Annotated in this window: 17 protein-coding genes and 1 other RNA gene; 11 read left to right on the top strand and 7 right to left on the bottom strand. The window is 40.3% G+C overall.

Features of this window, described 5'->3' with window-relative positions:
* Nucleotides 1-232 precede the first annotated feature (232 nt).
* The 5 genes from petA to CMT41_RS15410 all read left to right on the top strand — a co-directional run bounded on the left by petA (nucleotide 233) and on the right by CMT41_RS15410 (nucleotide 4035).
* Nucleotides 233-823 (top strand): ubiquinol-cytochrome c reductase iron-sulfur subunit, encoded by a 591-nt coding sequence (gene petA / locus CMT41_RS15430; RefSeq protein ID WP_058027766.1) that lies wholly within the window; start codon nucleotides 233-235, stop codon nucleotides 821-823.
* A complete protein-coding gene (locus CMT41_RS15425; RefSeq protein ID WP_197410296.1) occupies nucleotides 823-2100 on the top strand; it encodes a cytochrome b in 1278 nt (425 codons plus the stop codon). The genes petA and CMT41_RS15425 overlap by 1 nt, the downstream gene beginning before the upstream one ends.
* Nucleotides 2100-2822: a cytochrome c1 gene (locus CMT41_RS15420; protein WP_058027765.1), complete on the top strand. Its 723-nt coding sequence runs from the start codon at nucleotides 2100-2102 to the stop codon at nucleotides 2820-2822. Before CMT41_RS15425 ends, CMT41_RS15420 begins: the two co-directional genes overlap by 1 nt.
* 92 nt (nucleotides 2823-2914) lie before the next feature.
* A complete protein-coding gene (sspA, locus tag CMT41_RS15415; protein ID WP_057182464.1) occupies nucleotides 2915-3556 on the top strand; it encodes a stringent starvation protein SspA in 642 nt (213 codons plus the stop codon).
* Nucleotides 3556-4035 carry a ClpXP protease specificity-enhancing factor gene (locus CMT41_RS15410; RefSeq protein WP_058027764.1) on the top strand — a complete coding sequence of 160 codons (480 nt, stop codon included), beginning with the start codon at nucleotides 3556-3558 and terminating at the stop codon, nucleotides 4033-4035. Before sspA ends, CMT41_RS15410 begins: the two co-directional genes overlap by 1 nt.
* 86 nt (nucleotides 4036-4121) lie before the next feature.
* Here CMT41_RS15410 and CMT41_RS15405 read toward each other — a convergent pair whose 3' ends face one another.
* From CMT41_RS15405 to CMT41_RS15390, 4 genes are all read right to left on the bottom strand, one after another.
* Complete coding sequence (locus tag CMT41_RS15405) at nucleotides 4122-4730, bottom strand: BON domain-containing protein (protein WP_058027763.1); 609 nt, start codon at nucleotides 4728-4730, stop codon at nucleotides 4122-4124.
* Entirely contained in the window at nucleotides 4731-5321 is a 591-nt protein-coding gene (locus CMT41_RS15400; protein ID WP_057182461.1) for a phosphoheptose isomerase, read from the bottom strand. It abuts the gene before it with no gap.
* 61 nt (nucleotides 5322-5382) lie between these two features.
* Nucleotides 5383-5772, bottom strand: coding sequence for a YraN family protein (locus CMT41_RS15395; protein WP_058027762.1), 390 nt, complete (start codon nucleotides 5770-5772; stop codon nucleotides 5383-5385).
* Entirely contained in the window at nucleotides 5759-7804 is a 2046-nt protein-coding gene (locus CMT41_RS15390; RefSeq protein ID WP_232299970.1) for a penicillin-binding protein activator, read from the bottom strand. The genes CMT41_RS15395 and CMT41_RS15390 overlap by 14 nt, the downstream gene beginning before the upstream one ends.
* A gap of 487 nt (nucleotides 7805-8291) precedes the next feature.
* On the opposite strand from CMT41_RS15390, the gene rsmI reads away from it, so the two are divergent.
* The 3 genes from rsmI (at nucleotide 8292) to CMT41_RS15380 (ending at nucleotide 11931) form a co-directional block, all read left to right on the top strand.
* The gene (rsmI, locus tag CMT41_RS15385) at nucleotides 8292-9143 is read left to right on the top strand and encodes a 16S rRNA (cytidine(1402)-2'-O)-methyltransferase (RefSeq protein ID WP_198149756.1); all 852 of its coding nucleotides are present in this window, start codon (nucleotides 8292-8294) and stop codon (nucleotides 9141-9143) included.
* Between the two features lie 75 nt (nucleotides 9144-9218).
* An RNA gene (gene rnpB / locus CMT41_RS18385) (RNase P RNA component class A) lies at nucleotides 9219-9654 on the top strand.
* A 771-nt stretch (nucleotides 9655-10425) separates the two neighbouring features.
* Nucleotides 10426-11931, top strand: a complete 1506-nt coding sequence (locus tag CMT41_RS15380) for a YHYH protein (protein ID WP_058027760.1) — start codon at nucleotides 10426-10428, stop codon at nucleotides 11929-11931.
* A 409-nt stretch (nucleotides 11932-12340) separates the two neighbouring features.
* On the opposite strand, the gene CMT41_RS15375 is transcribed toward CMT41_RS15380, so the two are convergent.
* The gene (locus CMT41_RS15375; RefSeq protein ID WP_058027759.1) at nucleotides 12341-13057 is read right to left on the bottom strand and encodes a substrate-binding periplasmic protein; all 717 of its coding nucleotides are present in this window, start codon (nucleotides 13055-13057) and stop codon (nucleotides 12341-12343) included.
* An 11-nt stretch (nucleotides 13058-13068) separates the two neighbouring features.
* Entirely contained in the window at nucleotides 13069-14709 is a 1641-nt protein-coding gene (locus CMT41_RS15370; RefSeq protein ID WP_232299969.1) for an ABC transporter substrate-binding protein, read from the bottom strand.
* Between the two features lie 739 nt (nucleotides 14710-15448).
* Between CMT41_RS15370 and glpK the strand changes: the two genes are divergently transcribed.
* The 3 genes from glpK to CMT41_RS15355 all read left to right on the top strand — a co-directional run bounded on the left by glpK (nucleotide 15449) and on the right by CMT41_RS15355 (nucleotide 22571).
* Entirely contained in the window at nucleotides 15449-16945 is a 1497-nt protein-coding gene (glpK, locus tag CMT41_RS15365; protein ID WP_058027757.1) for a glycerol kinase GlpK, read from the top strand.
* A 178-nt stretch (nucleotides 16946-17123) separates the two neighbouring features.
* Entirely contained in the window at nucleotides 17124-17579 is a 456-nt protein-coding gene (locus tag CMT41_RS15360; protein WP_058027756.1) for a hypothetical protein, read from the top strand.
* 564 nt (nucleotides 17580-18143) lie between these two features.
* Nucleotides 18144-22571, top strand: a complete 4428-nt coding sequence (locus tag CMT41_RS15355) for a collagenase (RefSeq protein WP_083494308.1) — start codon at nucleotides 18144-18146, stop codon at nucleotides 22569-22571.
* A gap of 126 nt (nucleotides 22572-22697) precedes the next feature.
* On the opposite strand, the gene CMT41_RS19620 is transcribed toward CMT41_RS15355, so the two are convergent.
* Nucleotides 22698-23039, bottom strand: coding sequence for an ATP-binding protein (locus CMT41_RS19620; protein WP_058027755.1), 342 nt, complete (start codon nucleotides 23037-23039; stop codon nucleotides 22698-22700).

Here is a 23039-nt window from a genome sequence, read left to right as displayed (position 1 = left end):
ATTCTATTTCAAAGTATTTCAAATTATTTCTGCTTTTACAGTACCTAAGCTCCTTTTTACCTTGTAAAAAACACACTATTTCTTTATGATCAGGAAAATTTTTGTCGATATACCGCTTGGTATGAATTTGAGCTAACAAAAACAGCTGCCGCGCATATGGCGTATAATCAATATAACGCTTAGTTTGGTATAAAAATATTTGTTTTGTTAGAGTCTTAGTTGGAGAGTATGAATGAGCAATGAGCCTGTGAATAACGGCCGCAGACGCTTCCTAACAGCGGCTACTGCTGTTGTTGGTGGTGTTGGTGTGGTTGGAGCTGCTGTGCCTTTTATTGCTTCCTGGAATCCAAGTGCTCGCGCGAAAGCGGCGGGTGCTCCAGTTGAAGTGAATGTAGGTAAAATACAGCCTGGTCAATTAATCCGCGCCGAATGGCGAGGTAAACCCGTTTATGTTGTACGTAGAACGGAAAAGACCGTGAATGATTTAGCTAAACATGATGACCAGTTACGTGATCCTAATTCTGAAAAAGCTCAGCAACCTGCGTATGCAACTAACGCTTATCGCTCAATTAAACCTGAGTTTCTCGTTGCTTTAGGTGTTTGTACTCATTTAGGTTGTGCGCCAACTCATCACGGTGGTGATTTCGCTGAATTTGTAGAAGGTGTACCAAACGGTTTCTACTGTCCTTGTCATGGTAGTAAATTTGATATGGCTGGTCGTGTTTTTCAAGGCGTTCCGGCACCATTAAACTTAGTGGTTCCTGAGCATTCATTTATTAGTGACGACATCTTATTAATTGGTGTAGGCCAAGGAGACGCATAATGTTGATGAAAGTATTTACCGATTTTATGGGCTGGATAGATAAACGTTTACCCGTAACCGATGCATGGAATAAGCATATAGCACAATATCCAGCACCAAAAAACTTTAACTTTTGGTACATTTTTGGCTCATTAGCCATGTTAGTACTAGTGAACCAATTTCTTACCGGTATTTGGTTAACGATGAACTACGAGCCATCTGGCGAGGGTGCTTTTGCCTCCATTGAATATATCATGCGTGATGTCGACTTTGGTTGGTTACTACGTTATATGCATTCTACCGGTGCGTCAGCGTTTTTCATTGTGGTTTATCTGCACATGATGCGCGGCCTAATGTATGGTTCGTATCAAAAACCGCGTGAACTACTGTGGATCTTCGGTATGTTGATCTTCTTAGTGTTGATGGCTGAAGCTTTCATGGGCTACTTATTACCTTGGGGTAATATGTCGTACTGGGGTGCACAAGTTATTATCTCTATCTTTGGCTTAGTTCCTATTATTGGTGATGATTTAACACTGTGGATCCGTGGTGATTATGTTATTTCAGGCGCAACCCTTAACCGTTTCTTTGCTTTACACGTAATTGCCATGCCATTGGTATTGGTTCTTTTAGTGTTCTTGCATATCCTTGCCTTACATGAAGTGGGTTCTAACAACCCCGAAGGTATCGATATTAAGAAACCTAAAGGCAGTGTGAAACCGGAAGAGTTGAGTAAATTTACCTTCCATAAGCAATATAGCGATAAATACGATATTGTTGATGCTGTACCTTTCCATCCTTATTACACTGTTAAAGATATTATGTATGTTGTTGGCTTCTTATTCCTATTTTGTTGGGTAATGTTCTTTGCCCCAGAGGGTGGTGGTTACTTTATGGAAGCACCAAACTTCACCCCAGCAAACGGTTTGAAAACTCCTGAGCATATTGCACCTGTATGGTACTTTGGTCCCTTCTATACCATCTTACGTGTTATTCCTAATGCAATGTTAGGTGCTATTGGTATGTTCTCCGCTATTATCGTGTTGTTCTTATTACCTTGGTTTGATCGCGGTACGGTTAAGTCTGTGCGTTATCGTTCAAAACTGCACTTATTCAACTTAATTCAATTTGCTATTTGTTTTGTGGTGCTTGGTGTTTTAGGTACTATGCCGGCGACACCTATCGCTAACTTGATTGGTGCTATTGCTAGTTTTGGTTACTTTGGTTTCTTCGTTGCTTTATGGTTATACAGCAAAAATGAAAACACTAAGCCAGTACCTGAGAGGATTGCAGACTAATGAAAAAATTAATTATCGCCGCTACTTTCGGCATGCTTTGTAGTGTAGCGGTACTTGTGCCGTTCTCAGCTGTTGCCTCAGGGCCAAGTATTCATTTAGATAAAGCGAATAACGATTTATCTGATAAAGAGTCTTTGAAAAAAGGCTTTAAAACCTATATAGACAATTGTCTAGGTTGTCATCAGTTACAGTACCAACGTTATAGCCGAACCTTTACCGATTTAGGTATTGAAGAAGCGGATGGTATTGCTAATTATATGTACTCAGGTGATAAAGTGGGTGGCCATATTCTAAATAACATGCCGAAAAAAGAAGCGGAAAAATGGTTTGGTAGTGCGCCACCAGATTTAACCTTGGAAGCACGTTTACGTAGCCCAGATTGGATCTATACTTATTTACGTTCATTCTATATTGATGAAGCACGTCCGTTTGGCGTAAATAACACCGTTTTTAAAGATGTTGGTATGCCACACGTATTGCAAAACTTGCAAGGTGTTAGCACCATTGACGAACATGGTCAGCTATCTCCAGCAATGGGTGGCAGGTTAACTGCTGAAGAATATGATGTGGTTATTCGTGATTTAACTAACTTTTTAGAATATGTTGGTGAACCTAACAAACTTGAGCGTAAAGCGATTGGTTATTGGGTATTAGCTTTCTTATTCTTCTTCTTTATTCTTACTTATTTCCTTAAGAGAGAGTATTGGAAAGACGTACACTAGGTACTAGTACTGTAAATTTGTAGGGGGATTTGATAGTTAAATATCGAATTCCCCTTTGTTAGTTTTTAAAGTAAATGAATTTAGGAGGCTCTATGGCCGTAGCAGCAAATAAACGCTCTGTGATGACGTTGTTCTCTCATGCCGATGATATGTACAGTCATCAGACGCGCATTGTTTTAGCAGAAAAAGGTGTTGGTGTTGACATCAACTTAGTTGATTTAGCTAATTTGCCAGAAGACTTATTGGACTTAAATCCATACGGTACTGTGCCAACTTTAATTGACCGTGAATTAGCGCTATATGAAGCTAAAATCATTGTTGAGTATTTAGATGAGCGTTTTCCTCACCCACCATTAATGCCAGTGTATCCTGTTTCACGTGGTCGTAGCCGTTTAATGATGCATCGTATTGAGCAGGATTGGTATAGCCTTGCTAAAATCATCATGTCAGGCACCACCACAGAAGCAGCTAAAGCTCGTCAAGAATTAAAAGAAAGCTTGTTAAGTATCGCGCCAATTTTAAATGAAGCGCCATACTTTATGAGTGAAGAATACAGCTTGGTTGATTGTTATTTAGCACCATTATTATGGCGCTTACCGGTATTTGGTATTGAATTATCTGGCGAAGGTTCAAAAGAACTTAAAACGTATATGTTACGTGTATTTGAACGTGAATCATTTCAAGCTTCATTGACAGAAGCTGAGCGTGAATTACGCTTTGGTCACCCAACCTAATGGATGACGCAACACCTAGCTCAATGAGCTCTAATAAGCCTTATTTAATTAAGGCTTTCTATGAGTGGATTTCAGATAATGAGTTAACACCGTACATCATGGTAGACGTCAATGTATATGGCGTATTAGTACCCATGAGTTATGTAGCTGATGGGCAAATAGTGTTAAATATTGCCAGTTCAGCGGTTGGTACCATTTCATTGGGTGATAAAAGTATTGAGTTTAGTGCCCGTTTTGGCGGCATATTAGAGCACATTACCGTACCTTACGGTGCTATAGGTGCAATATATGCTAAAGAAAACGGAGCGGGAACTTCATTGCCTATCGAACATCCTGCAGAGGGTGAAGAAGTGGTAGTTGAACAAGTACCTGAAAAACCAAAGTCTAATTTGAAGAGTGTTGCTTCAACAGGTAGTAAGATAGATAAGTCGAACAGGCCAAAGGGTAAAAGTAAAGCTAGCCTGAAAATCATTAAATAAGCTTTATTTATATACATACTAAAACCAGTAGCTATCGTCGATATTTACTGGTTTTTTTGTTTTAAAATAATGTTATCCGTTGCTCGTTAGATATATTCAAAGGCCTTAATTACCCGACTGACACCGTTAATATTACGAGTGATCTCAACGACAATATTTGCTTCTTCTCTCGTTACTAAGCCTAGCAGGAATACTTCAGAATTTTCGGTTACCACCTTAACATCCTTGGCATTGACTTCACTACTGGCAAGTAGGGCTGATTTTACTTTAGAGGTTAGCCAAATATCATTGCTTTGCGTGGTTATGGCGGTAGTAGAGCTAATACGTATCTGGTTGTGTATGGTAACGATATTAGGCACGTCTTGTATGGTTTTAATAGCAAGATCTCTAAGGTAGCTGTTAGGCGCTTGTCCGACGATTAAAACAGTGCCATTGATACTAATAACATGTAAGTTAGTGTTTTTAGCCAATGCTTTTTGCTTATTTAATTCATTATGGGCATTAAACTCAATGCGTTGATCGTCTATTTGTTTGCTAAAGCTACGCCTATCGGCGACCATAGTTGCACCTGCGGTTACTGCGATCACAGTGGCAACTGCGCAACCTTGTAAAGCAGATATGAGCATTAACAAACCAGCCATGCGGGCAACTCTTGCTTTAGCCAATACTGAGGTGTGGCTTAGTAGAGTAAACATCTAGCTATCACTCTGAGGAAACAAGGTATTATCAATAATTTCGCATAAACTGTGTATAACAATTAAGTGTACCTCCTGAATTCTGGATGTTCTTGCCGAAGGTACACGTATTTCTACATCGCCGTCACCCAATAAACCGGCAATATCACCACCATCACAACCCGTTAGGGCAATTATCGGTATATCACGAGATACTGCACTTTCAATGGCTTTCACCACGTTACGAGAGTTACCGCTGGTAGAAATAGCTAATAACACATCGCCATTATGACCAAGGGCTCTTATTTGTTTTGAAAAAACTTCATCATATTGGTAATCATTAGCAATAGAAGTAATGGTAGAGATATCACTGTTAAGGGAAATTGCTGGCAGGCTAGGGCGCTCAGTTTCATATTTGTTTAGTAATTGCGCACAAAAATGTTGGGCATGACCGGCTGAGCCGCCATTGCCACAAGAAATAATTTTATTGCCACCTAATAAACATTGCACCATCATCATACCCGCCTGCTCGATAGCTGGCGCTAATAGTTCGCTAGCAGAAATTTGTGTTTGTATGCTTTCGGTAAAATTGTTCTTTATTTGTTCTAGCATGAAAAACTGACTCCGGAACTATATTTCGTTAATTTTATTTATTGTATTAAATTTAAAAAGGTTAAAAGGCATTTTTTAGCCAAGTGACCTGTGGATTATTTATATCACCTTCGAGCGCCACGACATCAATACGACAGGGCGTATTATATTCATTTAAACCGGCTTGATGCAGATAAAATGTTACGCAATGTTTAACTTTCTGCTGCTTACTCGAAGAAATAGCAGCCAGAGCTCCGCCAAACGCCTTACTTTTACGATACTTTACTTCAATAAACACATAAGTATCGCCATCAAGCATGATCAAATCAACTTCTCCTTGACGGCAGTGGTAGTTTTTATCAATAAGGCTTAAACCTTGCTTGACTAAAAATTGTTGAGCAAACTGCTCGCTAATCTTACCCTTATCCGTACCCGTGTCATTTTGACGGGTAGCGCGCTTATTCCATAGCAATAGATACTACCTTGTTATTTTTATAGCTGCCCCAGAGTAAACTGCGCGTTAAAATATTATTTTTATTAAGTTTTAACGTCCCTGTTTGGCCCCAATGTTGAAGATACGGTGCTTGCTGCATTAATGGGATTTTACTGATAAGTTGATAGCTATCATAGCCCATAGCGAAAAGGCGTGATAAGCCATCACTGCGCTTGGGCCATAACTGCTGACTAAGTGTCGCTAACTCGGTATTTTGCGCACTGGTGAGTAACCAGGGGATCTCGGTAAAGGTTAACCCTTGTAAATCACTATTACTACTGTAATCGCTGCGGGTGCTATGGCTACGAGAGCTAGCAAAAACCGGAATTATTTTAGCAAAGGGGCTAATGTTAACTTCAATGTAAGGCTTCACTAATCGTGTTTGCTCTGGAGTGCCAACCAGATAAATCATATCAATATCACGGCGATTTCTTGTTTGCGCTTTTATGCTTTGATTAAGCTGGCTTTTAAGTTTATTAATGCGGGTTTTACTCTTGTCTACCGATAAACTGGCTTTAATATTCGCTTGCATTTGCGCGCCAGTATTGTAATAAACCACTGCTATGGTGTTACCGGTAATGCGTTGCCATTGTTTAACAAAGGCTTGAGCAATGCGTTTACTGACAACATTTTTTTGGCTTAATACGATAGGGTGCTGATAGTTTTGACGGCTCAATGTTGCGGCCGCTTGCTTGGCTTCATCCTCTGGGCGCATAGAAAGTACAGTATGGTGCTCAGTGAGTGAGGCCTTTGCCGGGATATTTAGTAACAAGGTTGAAATAGCTTTGCTGTTAGAGCCACCCTGCAGGTAACTTTCTATAGCCGAGTCACTATTAATGGCGCTGATATAATCAAATGGCTGGTCGAGCACACTAGTGGCCGTATGAAAAACGTCTTGGTTATTGTTATCTTGATGATTAATGTTAAATAAGCCCGAGTTAGCATTAAGCATATAATCACTTTTTGACTGTGCTTGGGCACTGGTGTGGCTAATATACTGGTCTACATTTTTTTTAAGTAATGGACCAATAACATAGTCAATTTTTAAGGTGGCAAGTTCATTGCTTAAACCATACCAATTAACCATATTAGAGTCTAAAAAGTGTAGCTTTTTAGTGTCATCATTAGCAAAACTGGCCAGTATACCTTGTTGGATAGCTAAGCCAGCAGCATGTTGTTTTCCCGTTAGGGGTAGTATTACTGCAATGTTTTCAATGTTTTTTTCTATAATACTTTGCTCAGCAAGCTGTATTGCTATGACGTTAGCCGGGTGGCGTTTGAATTTTTTTTGCCACATAGCTAGGTGATATTGCATTTGTCCTTGTTTACCGCCATATTTATTAGCCAAAACGGTTAAGCGCAACCAGCCTTTACTCTCAGGGGCTTTATCCAAAGCAAGTAAACTAAGTTGCCATTGAGATAAGCGTATTAAGTTATGCCAAATATCTTCGATTTGTTGCTTACTTTGTGCCGAGGGCTGGGTTAAAGAAAAAGCGTATAATTGCGCATTTAACGCGGCAATAGCTTGCTGCTTTGCTTGCAGGGCGCTACTTAATAATCGGTAGTATGTTGCGCTAAGGCTTATATCATTATCAAGGGTGTATTGTTCGAGTTGTTCAAGTTGTAGATGGCTTGCTGAATAATAGCCAAGGTGTTGTAAACTACTGATTTTAATTAACAGCAATTGTACCCTAGCTTGAATAGGGTTAGCTATTTGTGCATCGATTAGCGGCAGGGTTTTATCGGCAAGCCATAGGGCTTTAGCATAATTCTTTTGTTGAAAAAATAATTTTGTTGCTGTGATCAACTCCATGACCGCTGCATCACTTGCTAACGTTTTAGCCAGGGCTAAGTGTTGTTCAGCCGATAATGCCGCAGAGTCTATGGTGATTTCTTCAAGCTCAGTAGTCGTTTGACTAGCTGTTGTTGGTTTAGATGTTTGCTGAGTGCTACAGCTTGTTAATAAGGTCAGTAATAAAACCGGTAAAATTCGAGTTTTAAATGCTCGCAAGCACATTGAAAAATAATCTAATCCTATTGGCTTTATTCTTACAAGTAAGGACGCTGTTTTTACCACAATAAATAAATCCGTGCATATTACTATCAGTATAAGGTTATAATAAACGCCAACGAAGTTAGTCTCAACTAATATATACCCAAGTGACTTCAAAATGCTCGTTTCAGGCGCTTGAGCGATTCATGATCAAAGCGTATATTTCATTAATGGTTGTAGGAGAATATGCTCCTGCACTCTATATTAAGCTGCATCCATGCAGCGTCCTTAATGAACATATGCAATGATGAACGTGATTTTCAGCCGCCCACTAATTGGCTGGTTTAGAACCGCTTTATCCATCGTTATTGATTTCGACCAGGGAATAACCATTCTCTTCAATCAATGCCTTGCCTAAAGACGTTGCTAATTCCAGCTGAACCCTGCATCTTGATATGACTTGGGTATAAGCTAATATAACCGCCAAATCGAGTGAATAAGTGACATGAGTGAAACAACCCTAACCCCAGCTACCCTCTATATTGTTGCAACCCCTATTGGCAACCTAGGTGATATCAGCCAAAGAGCTATTGATATATTAACGCAAGTTGATGTTATTGCTTGTGAAGATACTCGTCATACGGGAAAACTATTGGCTGCCTTTGCCATTAAAAATAAAACCATGTCATTACATGATCACAATGAACGTCAACGCCAAGACCAAGTGGCGAGCATGTTACAAGAAGGCAAAACTATTGCGCTTGTATCAGATGCCGGTACGCCATTAATCAGTGATCCTGGTTTTCATATTGTTCGCCATTGTCGTAGCCTTGGTCTGAAAGTCTCGCCAATTCCAGGGCCTTGTGCGGTAATCTCAGCGCTGTCTGTGGCAGGTCTACCCACGGATAGATTTACCTTCGAAGGTTTTTTACCGTCTAAATCAGCGGCCAGACAAGTAAAATTAGCGAATTTATTAGAAGAACCACGTACCATGGTGTTCTATGATGCGCCACGTCGAGCAATTGATACGCTTGCCGATATTGTAAAAGTATTAGGTGGTCAACGTCATGTGGTTATTTCTCGTGAGTTAACGAAAACTTTTGAGACCATTCACTCTGATACGGCTGAAAATCTATTAGTTTGGTTACAAGAAGATGCAAATCAGCTGAAAGGTGAAATGGTTTTAATCATTGAAGGCAACAAAATTGATGCTGATGCTATACCAGCAAAAGCCATTGATACGCTGAAACTATTATTGGCAGAAATGAAACCTAAAAAAGCCTGTGCAATTACCGCTGAAATTTATGGCGTAAAGAAAAATGCTTTATATGATATTGCCCTGAGTATTAAGTCTTAGCCTTAAATAAATTAGTCAATAATATTGATTAAACAAAGTTCATAGACTTTTTGCCTAAATAAGGTAAAATGCGCGCGAGTTGACCAGACAATCGCTGGCTAGTTTACGTAAGTATTTCTAGCGGGAGGAAAGTCCGGGCTCCAATGAGCAGGGTGCCAGGTAACGCCTGGGCGGCGTGAGCCGACGACAAGTGCAACAGAGAGAAGACCGCCGATGACCTAATTACTTTATTTATAAGGTAAAGAGGCACAGGTAAGGCTGAAAGGGTGCGGTAAGAGCGCACCGGGCCACTGGTAACAGTTGGCAGCAGGGTAAACTCCACCTGGAGCAAGACCAAATAGGGTTTCATGATTATTGTTACGCAAGTTACAATGATATAAGCGTGGCTCGCGTGGAAACCGGGTAGGTTGCTTGAGCTATAGAGCGATTTATAGCCTAGACGAATGATTGTCATCTCATTTACTTTTAGTAACTGAGCTACAAAACCCGGCTTATGTGGTCAACTCAACTAATTTAGTAACCGCCTGATCTATTTATACTTATTTTAAGTGTAAAGGTCAGGCGGTATTATAAAACCCTTTAAAATCAAATCAAATCAAATCAAATCAAATCAAATCACATTCATTAAATGGTACACCTTTTGGTACACCATTCCTAAAATCGACTTCAAACTCTTCTAATATCAATTAAATAAATCTAGTGTAAATTTCACTAAGAAATACATTTAGGCTTATTTTACTTCTGTTAGGCTGCAACTCACTTATTATTTACGAAATTTTAAAAGACTAATTAAAAATTAAAACCTGGTACACCTTTTGGTACAGCAACATTATTTTTAACTTTTGAAAGTAGAAGTTGAGCACTGAAACAAGGCAAACTGTCCTGGTTTTAAATACTTTCCTTTTAGGAAATAGACCTTTTATCTGAGGATGAAGGTGCCTAAAAGTATGGGAAGCAGAGAAATAAAGCTATGTGACGGACTAAATTTATTAGCTAACATTTTGCAAAGTTAAGTACATTATCAATAGGTAAACAGATAAAGATATTTGAAAAAATAATGATAAGTTGTTCGCAAAGCTGAGATTATAAAAATTGTGTTATCGATTTTCTAACTAGCGTTAAACGATTTTGGCGAGAGACTTGATCTTTACATAACTTTACTAGGCTATCTATTTAAAACAACACGCGAGTGCTCTACAGTAATATTACCTCGATAGAGCAGAGCTATATATGCACCCTTCGCAATTTATAAATAAAAAGATGAGTCATTTAAGGGTTTTTCATGTCTAAAACTTTGATAATTAATCCAGTTAAACGTGGCTATAAAACTATTGTCTTATTACTATTATCGTTTAGTTTACTCGCCTGTGGTGGCAGTGATAGCGATACGGAAAGTACCTTAGAACCAACGCCAGAGCCCATTCCTACTCCGGTACCGGATCCTACTCCTGTAGCCGATCCTACGTCAGGGTATATTACTAACCCTGACTTGAATGAAACACCTAATGGCATGTTGAATGCGGTATTAACCAATCGTAATCCAGATTGTCGTGCCTATGTGACTGATGATAATAATGGCGATTATGGTGCAAGAGGGATCACTGATAGGTCAAACTTAGCCGTTGGTGCACCCTATTTTCCAGGGTCAAACAAAGAAAGCATTGTCATCATTGATTTAGTTATCGTTAGCGGTGGTTATATTCAAAACCCAAGTAATCCAGATCAGCCAGGCAGTTGGAATTATGCAGTTGTTATTGAAACTAATGATGCTGAATTAGCCACGCATTGTCGAATGCAGCATAATATGATCCCAAATCATGATTTAGGTTGGGATGTTGGTGCACCTAATGAAGACAACGTATGGGTAACTGAAATAGACCATGATGATATGCAAATAACTTACCTTCCCGTTAATCCTCAATTTTCTAACCCTTTAGTGGCCGATGATACCGATCGTAATCCTACTAACTTTATGGACTACGACGGTATTTTATTAAACGGTATTGGCATCGCGATGGATTCAGGTTTTTGCTACAACCCGGATCATGCACGTGTTAATGCTGCGGGTAACTCAACAGGTTGCGGTGACGGTTCTGTTTGGTTTGAAATACCCGCTTATACTCTGCAAGAGCCTTCGGCGGAAAAAATGGCCGCTATTTTTGATGAATATTTTGGTCATGGTTTTGAGGGCACATATCATTACCATGCAATGACACACCCTTTACAATCCAATGACGAAGCAACAATAGCACCTGGCCTAAATGGTTCACCGTTAATTGGTTTTGCCAAAGACGGATTTCCTATTTATGGCAAGTGGTTTATAAATACAGAGGGAGACTTAGTTAAAGCTAAATCAGGCTACAAGCTTAAAAATTGGCCCTTGAATCCGGATGAAAATGGTTTTGGTCAATCCCGTCAACCTTATACCAATACCCCGCCATTTAAAGAACACGGTACGCCACCAACACCTTGGGATGTACTAAATCGCGCACAAGATTTTGACTTTAGCTTTACTAGTGAACCTTTTGGTATACCGCTAGGCCGGTATATTGACGACTGGGTTTATGATAATGGCAATACTGGCAATTTAGATGAATGCAATGGTGCTACTGATGTTAACGGTGTTTATGGTTATTATATAACCAATGAGTACCCCTATGGACCTATTTGTACCTTTGGTGTACATGAACCATCGTTTGGTAAAGTCCCTCCATTACGCTGGGATGATGAATTAGCGGACCCAGGAAGAATATTTGATGAGATGGGTAATAAAATTAATGGCCACTAAACTTTGTCTCTAGCCAGACAGCCAACCACGATGGTTAGCATGAGTGATTTTAATTGATGTTTCCATAAGTCTGTAGGTTAAGTATATTAAGTTAAAACAGTGTGTTAAATTTTTAATTCAAGCTGACTCAATTCAAGCTGACTCAATTCGTTAAGCAGACATTTATGGCTTCGATGGTAAGGCTTACTATCGGCTTAGCGTAGAGAAGGCGAATAAATTATAAAAATCACCTTAAAAACCAGCAACTTATCGACAAGCTCTTTTAAATTTGTATTCATTCATTGAACTGGGCTCTGGTATGGTGCTTGCTGTCAGTTGGCTGTTATCTGCCAAGGATTAATAATGAAACAGAGCACTCTAGCGTTAGTCGCTCAGTTTATCAACAGCATTAGTAACTATCATATTTGTATTATTTGTACTTTGAGATAATTGCTTCGATGGTGCCGTCGGTATACATTAGTTTCAGCTCTTGGCGTAACTTATTCACTTTAATTTCAGCTACTTTGGTATTGCAGGCAAGCGCACGCAACGTTGAAAAGTAAACTAATTGTTCTTTCATGTTGGTAATTTTATGCTTATCTGCTAAATATTTAGCAGATAAGGTATCGGCTGCCCATACATCTATTCTGTTCTTCATCAGTTTATGAATATTCGGTGCATCTCTTGGTGTTATTCTCACGTCATAACCCCAGCTAGTTAGATATTCAGCCACAGCACTGCCGTTATAAGTACCAATTATTAGCCCCTTAGCATCATCAATTGTTACCAGTTTATGAGGCGAATCCTTCCGCGTATAAAAGCCAGTTTGAGTAATTAGAATAGGGCTTATCCAGTGATAGGTCGCCTCTCGTTCCTGATTCCGTTGCATCGGGAAAATACATGTGTTTTCATCACTCAAAGACATTCGCATAGCACGTTTCCATGGCACAATTATTATTTCATAATCAAAGCCTGCCCGCTCAAAGAGTTGAGAGACAATATCAATACTGGCACCGGTTTCGCTACCATTGCCTCTAATACTATAAGGCGGTAATTCCTCTGTTAATAAAGTAAATGTGGTTGCATAGACGGATGACACTAATATGTTCAGCATAAACACAGTTAAATACGTAACACGAATTTTCATAATTGCACACCCTAATTCCAAGCTTCAAGCGCAGATTCGTATGGCAGCGTTACTCCTTGTGGTTTTTCATTTGCCAACTTTGCTTTGGGCGCTCCAGGTTGATTCAACCAATAAGATTCATCTTTTTGGGGATTCATCCTAGGAGCACAACGTTCTTGGCCTTTTTGTTCGAGCGCCATTAAACGCTCATCCATTTCAGCAGCCATTTTATTCATCGCCTCTTGAGGGCTGAGTTGGCCATCTACAGCAAGCGATATATTCTTCCACCATAAATCGGATAATCCAGGATAGTCAGGCACATTACTTCCGGTAGGGGTCCATGCGACTCTGGCTTTACTACGATAGAATTCAATCAAACCACCATATTTATAAGCCACCTTGGTCATTTTATCGGACATAATATCTGAATTTCGGATAGGCGTAAGACCGATTAACATTTTTTGTAGTGAAACTGTTTTGGATGTTACAAATTGTGCATATAACCACGCTGCTTTTCTATTTTTGAGAGGTGTTGACGTCATAAAGGTCCAGGAGCCTGTATCCTGATATCCTAATTTCATGCCTTTTTCCCAATAAGGCCCTCTAGGAGACGGTGCCATGCGCCATTTTGGTACACCATCACTATTCATGACCGGGAGCTTGGGATCTGTCAAAGCCGCAGTGAATGCGGTATACCAAAATATTTGCTGAGCAATAGTCCCTTGACCAGGTACTGCGCCAGCTTGGCTGAAATTCATGCTCTTAGCTTCTGGCGGTGCAAATTTATTCAACCATTCTATAAATTTGGTAATGGCATACACGGCCGCGGGGCCATTTAATGCTCCGCCACGACTTACACTAGCGCCTACAGGATGGCAATCTTCGACTCGAATACCCCATTCATCTACGGGAAGACCATTAGGAATACCCTTGTCGCCTGCGCCTGCCATGGATAACCACGCATCAGAAAATCGCCAGCCTAAAGAAGGGTCCTTTTTGCCATAATCCATATGCCCGTATATTTTTTTACCATTAATGGTTTTAACATGAATGGTAAAAAACTCAGCTATATCTTCATAGGCGCTCCAGTTTTGGGGCACACCCAATTCATAACCATAAAGTTTTTTAAAGCTTGCTTTAAAGTCAGCACGATCAAACCAATCGGCACGATACCAGTACAGGTTAGCAAACTGTTGGTCTGGTAATTGATAAAGCTTACCATCGGGGCCAGTGGTAAAACTAAGACCGATAAAATCATCAAGGTCTAAACTTGGCAGTGTTACATCCTTGCCTTCACCCGCCATAAAATCAGTCAATGAAACCACTTTACCCGAACGATAATGGGTGCCAATAAAGTCACTATCGTTAATGTAAGCGTCATAAATGCTGTAATCCAATTCGATTTGAGTAGCAATTTTTTTGACTACATCATCTTCACCTGTGATCTCATGAACCAGTTTTATTCCGGTAATTTCCTGAAAAGCTTTCGCTAATACTTTTGCTTCATAGACATGTGTATCGATGCGTTCAGACACAACACGTATGGTCATGCCTTTAAAGGGTCTGGCCGCATTGATAAACCACTGCATTTCTTTCATTTGTTGCTCTTTAGTTAGGGTACTTTCCTTAAACTCATTGTTAATCCATTTTTCTGCTGCTAGCATATCCGCCATACAGGGCGTGCTAAGAATGCTGGCACATAGAAAAAGAGTCAGCTTTGACACCCTGTGACGCTTACGAGCTAAACACTGTCTTTTTTCTTGGTATACCATAATCAATTCCTTATCATCATAGCTTCATTTCTCCCACAGGAACTACGATAGAATCATGAATAATGTTCAATGAAAAATACCCAAACATTGATATATATGTTCAGTTTCAAATAAGTTATTTTAAGTTTAGCTGAGGTTTTAAAATGAAGGAGTTATATGTTGATATATAACTATTTTATAGATAATGATTTTTTTTTGTGATTCATTAAAGGGTATTAATCAATTGGTTATGAATAATTCGTCTGGTGTTTTTTGTGCTGTTACGTTGTCACAACTGTCGCCTAATAGTTAATTAGGCCATATTATTAGAGGTTTTTTTGGTTGAAATCTTTAGGGTTAAAGTTTTATATCCAATAAATACAAGCTGCTATTTATCAAGGTTGAGCTGACTTATGTGGTCGTAATGTAGGTTTTTTTGTGGGCGTTAATCCGCAAGACTTCAGGGAAAACAGTTGCTAGTTTAAAAATAGTATTTTGTTTTTATAGCATTAAACTACAATCAAGCTAACAATATTGATAGCTTATGACTAAGTCATAAGGCGTTTGATGTGGCAAATATGATAACCACCTATTAACCTGGCTAGTCGCTTTTACTGCTTAGTAACTAGCTAAATACTAAAGCGCAGCTAAGGCATTAATAATGATTCTAGCCATAGATCAAGGTACTACGGGCACAACCATCAGAATTACCACGGCCCAAGGTCAGGAAGTTGGCGCGGCATACAATGAATTTCAACAATTCTACCCTAAGCCAACTTGGGTTGAGCATGATGCCATGGAAATTTGGCAAGTCACTCAAGACAGCATTTTACAGGCTTTAAAATCAGCTAAGTTAACCTCTGCTGATATCACTTGCATTGGCATTACTAATCAAAGGGAAACTACAGTTGTCTGGCATAAAAAGACGGGTAAGCCAGTATACAATGCCATTGTTTGGCAATGCCGGCGTTCGGCTACTATTTGTCAAAAAATAAAAGCCTTAGGTAAAGCAGACTGGCTTCATCAGAAAACCGGCCTGATGCTTGATGCCTATTTTTGTGCAACTAAGCTGCAATGGTTATTTAATGAAAAACCCGAATTAAAAGCATTGGCAGAAAAGGGCGAACTTGCCTTTGGCACCATAGACTCTTGGCTGATGTGGAAATTAAGCAATGGTCAGGCGCATTGCACCGACCATAGTAATGCTTCGCGTACCATGCTTTATAATATTCACCAGCAACAATGGGATGATGAGCTGCTGGAATTTTTTGATATTCCCAAGTCAATATTGCCAAGTATTAAAAGCTCAGCAGGCTTATTCTGCCATAGTGCCGCTGATGGCTTTCTTGGCGCAGAAATTCCTATTACCGGTGTTGCTGGCGATCAACAGTCGGCCTTATTTGCCCAACAGTGTACCCAAGCGGGAATGATCAAAAATACCTATGGCACCGGTTGTTTTATGTTGATGTATACCGGTGACCAAGCTTACTTATCTAATAAAGGTCTATTGACCACTATTGCTTGTGATAAAAATGGTCAGCCTGCTTATGCACTGGAAGGCGCTGTTTTTATCGCCGGTGCTGCGGTGCAGTGGCTTAGAGATCAATTACAACTTATCGACCATGCCAGTGAAACTGAAACGTTAGCCTTAAGTGTTAGTGATAATAATGGCGTCTATTTTGTGCCGGCATTTAGCGGCTTAGGCGCACCTCATTGGGATATGCAGGCGACAGGCTCAATAACTGGACTAACGCAGGGCTGCACTAAAGCGCATATAGTTAGGGCTACCTTGGAAGCCATTGCTTTTCAAAGTTATGATTTAATGCAATTGATGCAACAAGAAAGCTCGATAACAATAAAAAAATTAAAAGTTGATGGCGGTGCCTGTGCCAATAATTTTATCATGCAATTTCAAGCGGACTTATTGGGCGTTACCATTGAGCGACCAGCCAATATAGAATCTACCGTGTTAGGTGCGACTATCTTAGCGGCAATGGGGCAAGGTATTTGGCACGCTGAAACTATACCAGCAAGCTTATATGGTGAAATAGACTACTTTACTGGCAACATGGAGCAAGCTCAGGGTAAAATTTTGCTTGCGGGTTGGCATAGTGCAGTTAATAAGTGTCTTGTGGCTAAGTTAGGGTGTTCTTTCTAGCTTATCTATAATGATATTGTCTTGATATTTATTAGTATTATTCAATTCTTTAGCTGTAGCTAAGGATATTTAACCCCAGGTACAGATGGATTAACTTAATTGTGCTTGAATCAAAATCAAATTTCGTGCTAGCTTATTGTATTCAATATACAGTTATTGATTTAATGGGAGAGTCAAAATGAATAAAAGCATGAATAAAAATAAAGTGATCTTTGGCATACTTTTTGTTGGAATAACTGCTGGGCTTATTTATAACCAAATACAACCAGCTAACCAAGCTCAGCAAGGTAAAGAGGACACAAGTGCCTTAAGCAGTACACTGGTAGGTAGCAGTAACAATGAAGGGCTGGTCGATAGCGCTTTGTTAACCGCTATGCCATCGCATACTGTGAATAACAGTGGGCAAAATACCAAGGGAAATAGTGACGCTATTCACTCGCTTGACTCTTCAGCTAGCAGCGAAATTAGCGCCAGAGTTGTGGTAAATAAACATCAACAGCCCGCAGATCACCGTAGTGCTCAGCAAGCAAAACCACACGGACATGAAAACCAGCGCCGACACCCAGAAAACAATTCATTAATACCGCCCGGAGAGCCGAAAAAGCCACTGCCAACTCAAGAGTCTAAAGGCTAATTGAGTTCAATAAACCGATAAGGATATCGGTTATTGTTGTTGATAACATTTTAATCCCCCCTTAAAACCTAGTCACTTATTTCTATTTAATTCGCAAATATGAGTAATTTTAATACATTTTTTGTGAATTTATTTACATCTCGTAACATCTTAATAACAAACGATAAAAGTCTCATTAATAAAGTACGAAGAAATTCTTATTAATATTACACTTGAATATTGTATACAAAATATCGTATAAAGTGTTTTGAGGTGTATTTTTAAGGCTCTGTTCCATCATACTGTTGTCCACATGGCAACTATATGACTTAATAGGAAGTGTTGCTGAAGTGATAAAAGCGAGCTTCACAAACAAGGATGTTTGTGCCGAGCCCCATGGATGGGTTTACGCGTATCGCTTGTTTACTCAACAACACTAAACTACAACAGAGCCATTTTTAAATACATTTCAATACGAGAGGGATGTACGCGTTAGATGCATTGAGAGCAATAATAAATACAACATGCTTACTTTGCTACACGGACGAAATACCTATCGCTATATTAAGAATAGGCTTAAGAACAATGAAACTAACTGCTAAGAAAACATTACTAGCTAGCGCGATATTTTTATCGTTAAACATGGCAAGCGTCCAAGCAGCAACAATGTGCGGCGCTAAAACTTTAGACCGTCAAGGCGAAGTTCCTGCTAACCAAACTCACTGTATTACCGATTATGGCCATTATTTATATGTGACTGTGCCCTATGAAAATAGTAACGTCACTATTACTACTTCAGGCGGAACATTTATCGGCAATGATGCCGATATTACACTCTACGATGGCAATGACTGGAGTGGCAATGTCGAAGCGAGTAGTGTTACTGCGGGTACTAATGAAGAAAGCCTGTCATTTATTTCCCGTGCTGGCGAACGTTATTTTAAGATTGACGGTAATATTGAGCAAACCAGTTTAACCGTTACTATCACGGGCGGTGATGTGCCACCACCTCTGGCTGACTATATCATTTACAATAGCAATGTCTTTGTTGATGTACCGCCAGCCTCAATTTCGTCTAAAGCGCAATACGGTGCTGTTATAGCGGCAATTTTAGTGGCAAGTTATAGTGACTTTGCTGGCATTGCTGGTGCAGCTAATGACCCTATTGATGAGGTGTCTCAGGCTATACATTTCTTAGCCAAAGCCGATGATTTAACCGACCCTGATCTAAACCAATTATTATATTTCTTAGCCTCTTATAAATATAATGCTGCGGCATTGACCGATACCGAAGCATCAGCGCTAAGCACAGCGCTTTTAGCGGTTAGTCAAATGAGCAACTTCATTACTCCAGCAGGCAGTGTCATCCAAGAAGGTTATGCCGCAGCCTTATCAAATTTTAGAAATGATGCTAGTTCCGCTTATTTTAAAGATCAGTTACCGCATTTATTAGCCATTATTCAATTTTATGCTGAGCAAAGTAATCCCTTTGGCATCAGTAATGGTGGCGATACTACTATGGCCTTAATGGGCGCGCTAGGTGATGCTGCTTATTATGGTGATGCCTCAATAAAATCTGCTATCAATAGCAAGATGCTTGATGTGTTATCGGTAATGCGTTCATTTATCTTTTTAGGTGAAACCTCGCTTGATATGCGTTGGGCAACGGAAGCCGATAGAAAGTGGATCATGCCGCACTCATTTATCACCATGGGTAAATTATCATCAATTGCGAATGAAGAAGCCAAAGCTCGTTTTGATAGTACTATTTTAGAAGCGCGAGCCAAAGTGATTCAAACCATCTCGGTAGAAACCACTGAAACCATTATCACTAAAAAATATTTAGAAAATGCTGGCCGTACTTGTTCAGCCGGTGATCCGTTATTTGGTAGCTGTGTTATACCACCAAAAGAGTCTGATATTTTAACAGTTAGTTACGATTGTACTGCTAACATCACTATTCGCGCACAAGCATCTATTAGCCAAGCAACACTTGCTCAATCTTGTGCTGATATGGCCTTACAAGAAACTGAATTCCACGCTTTTTTCAATACCGCCGGCACCCCAGTTACCGGCGATTTAAATAAACATATTGAAGTTGTTGCCTTTGCTAGCCCAGCAGATTATGAAAAATATGCACCAGAATTTTTTGGTATTGCTACCGATAATGGCGGGATGTATTTAGAGGGCACACCAAGTGCCCAAGGTAACCAAGCACGCTTTATTGCCATGCAATGCCCTGATGATTGGGTTGGTGGCTCTTGTCAGTATATCGACCAAATCTATAACTTAAGACATGAGTTTACTCATTACCTAGATGGCCGATACATAAAAGCGGGCACGTATGGTTCATTTGATTATAACGTTTCATGGTCGGAAGGCATGGCTGAATATATGGCTATGGGTAAAGATCACGCTCGAACGTTAAAGACTTTAACCGATGAGACTATTCCGCCGCTTTATAACTTATTATTTATGAGTTATGAATATGACAACTTATACCCATGGGGCTATTTCGCCATGCGTTATTTGTCTGAACAGCATAAAGGTGAAGTAGAAACCCTTACGGCTGCGCTACAAGCGGGTGATAATACTGCCTATATTGCAGCGCTTAAAGGTGTCGCTCAACGTACTGAAGGCGGTTTTGAAGCTTATATGCTGGCCAACTCCGCAACTGTTGCGCCAATTGCTGCGCAATTACCGGCACAAGATGTTATTGGCAGCTGTGACTTGGTACAACAATACGCTCGCCATATTGATGCTGCCACCACTAACTTTAGCTTTACCAATACCACGGATACTCCGGTATCGTTATTTTGGATTGATAGCACTAAGGGTACGGCTAACTTTGCCAAGAACTATAAAACCCTTCACCAAGGTGATAGTTATAACTCAAGCTCTTGGAAAGTGGGCGACCGCATGATGTTAAGCGATAGCAATATGAATTGCTTAGGTGTGGCAGTAATGGCTGAAGTTGATAACAGCTTCACCATTGAAGCCGAGTTAGTTAAACATGTTATCCCTGAGGTAATTCCTGGATTAAATCAAATGGGTAGTTGTGCTTTAGCGCAACCGCATTTGATTATGGCTCAGTCACACGAATTTACTATCACTAACACTTCGGACACACCAGTACGTTTATTTAGAATCGACAATACCAAAGGCTCTATCATCACTACCAGTGGTGGTACTGGCTTTATTCATGGCTATGGCGTTTTAGCTCCAGGTGCGAGTTATAACAATGCCGTTTGGTATGGTGACCGTCGTATAATGGTTACCGACAATAGCTTAAACTGTTTAAGTGTTGGTGTATTAGATAACGCCATTGCTAGCTTTACCGTAGACCAAGCAATGGTTGCTAATGCTGCTGCCGCAGAAGTTATTCCTGCAGCGAATACCATTGGCGGCTGTGCACTAATGCAGAAGCATTTAACTGGTCCTTTTGAAGCAGACTTCTCCTTTATCAATAACAGTGACCAGCCAGTGCGTATTCACCGCGTTGATAATGAAACCGGTGCCTTAAATATTGGTTTTGGCTTTACTACTCTAGCTACAGGGGAAAGCTATGACAGTCTGACTTCATGGAAGTGGTTTGGTAACCGTCGTGCGGCCATTACTGATGAAAATAATCAGTGTTTAGGTGTTGCTGTTATGACTGAAGAAAACACCAGCAATGATTATGTTATAACCAATGCACTAGGTGGTGGCGGTACGCAACCCCTTGATTCAGATGGTGATGGTGTTATTGATAGTTTAGATGCTTTCCCATTTGACCCAACGGAAACCAAGGATAGCGATGGTGATGGTGTTGGTGATAACGCCGATGTCTTTCCTTTTGATGCAACTGAATGGTTAGATACTGATGGCGATGGTATTGGTGATAACAGCGATCCAACGCCAAATGGTGATGTTGATACTGACGGCGACGGTTATTTAGATAGTGTTGATGCTTTCCCTAACGATGCAACTGAATGGTTAGATACTGACGGTGATGGTCATGGTAACAACAGTGATGCTTTCCCTAACGATGCAACTGAATGGTTAGACTCTGATGGCGATGGCGTTGGTGACAATGCTGATGTCTTCCCTAACGATGCAACTGAATGGTTAGATACTGATGGCGATGGCGTTGGTGACAATGCTGATGTCTTCCCTAACGATGCGACTGAATGGTTAGATAGTGATGGTGATGGTTACGGTAACAACCGTGATGTATTCCCCAATGATGCTACTGAATGGTTAGACTCTGATGGCGATGGCATGGGTGATAACTCTGACCCGTATCCAAATGATCCGAGCAATGGCGGCGGTGTTGCCGTACCTGATTGTGGTGCAGCAACAATCACTAGCGGTAAATTAACGTTGGAAAATAACGAATGTGTTGCTGGCGGTCGTGGTTCATTCTATCTATGGGTTGAAGCGGATAATACCCAGTTATTCCTAAGCACTGCGGGTGGTAACGGTGATATTGGTATTTATTTTAACGCCGATAATTGGGCTACATCTACTAATGCACAAGCTTCTTCTGCTGGCGTAGGTACAACGCAATCACTACAAGTTATGGCAAACAGAGGCTGGCGCTACATTACTTTAGATAGTACTAATAACTATGCGGATGTAACTTTTAAAGTTAGCCTAACTGGCGAAGTTACCCCACCAGTAGAGCCGCCGGTAACGGCTACCATTACTAACGCTTGTACTACCTTAGCGCCATTTACTTATGGTGCTTTAGAGACAGGTGCCGCGGTTTGTACAGGTAATGGCCACAATAGTTACTACATCTATTTGGATGATAGCGTTACCAGTATTGCAGTGAATACCGCCCATGGTAATGGTGCAGTAGAGCTTTATACTGGCACCAGCTGGCCAACCGCTGCTAGCCACACGCATAAATCTACTATTGCCGGTACTACTGAACAAAGCATTACGATTAACAACCCACCTACTGGTTGGTTCTATATCGCAGTAGAAAGTACTGGTAGTGATGTAGCTGTGCAAGTTGAGGTGAAATAGCATAAAAAGCTAAAATGAGTAACTATTGATAAAAGCAAGTTACTCAAGAAAAAACGGGCCATTTGGCCCGTTTTTTATGCTTTATTAAGATGAAATCACCGGGAGTATCATTAACGGCATGGTGTATTAATGATTGATTTTATTGCCGACCGGCCATGACATCATTATTTTTGCGCCACCCTCGACTGTATTTTCTAAAGTGAATTCACCGCCATGATTACGGGTTATTTCCGCGCATAGCGATAGCCCTATACCCGAGCCATGACTTTTAGTGGTGTAGAACGGTGTTAAGGCATTATCTAAATTAGCAAAACCTGGGCCATTATCGATAATTTCAATAATCTGCCTGCCTTGTTGATTACCTTGCCAGCTGTCTTGTCGGTAGTAAAGGCTGACACTGATGTCACAGTGCTCTTTATCACCAGCTTCTTGGGCATTCTTGAAGATATTTATCAATATTTGCGCCAT

This window comes from Colwellia sp. MT41, assembly GCF_001444365.1.
GTDB lineage: Bacteria > Pseudomonadota > Gammaproteobacteria > Enterobacterales > Alteromonadaceae > Colwellia > Colwellia marinimaniae.
This window is presented reverse-complemented; position numbering and strand designations above follow the sequence as displayed.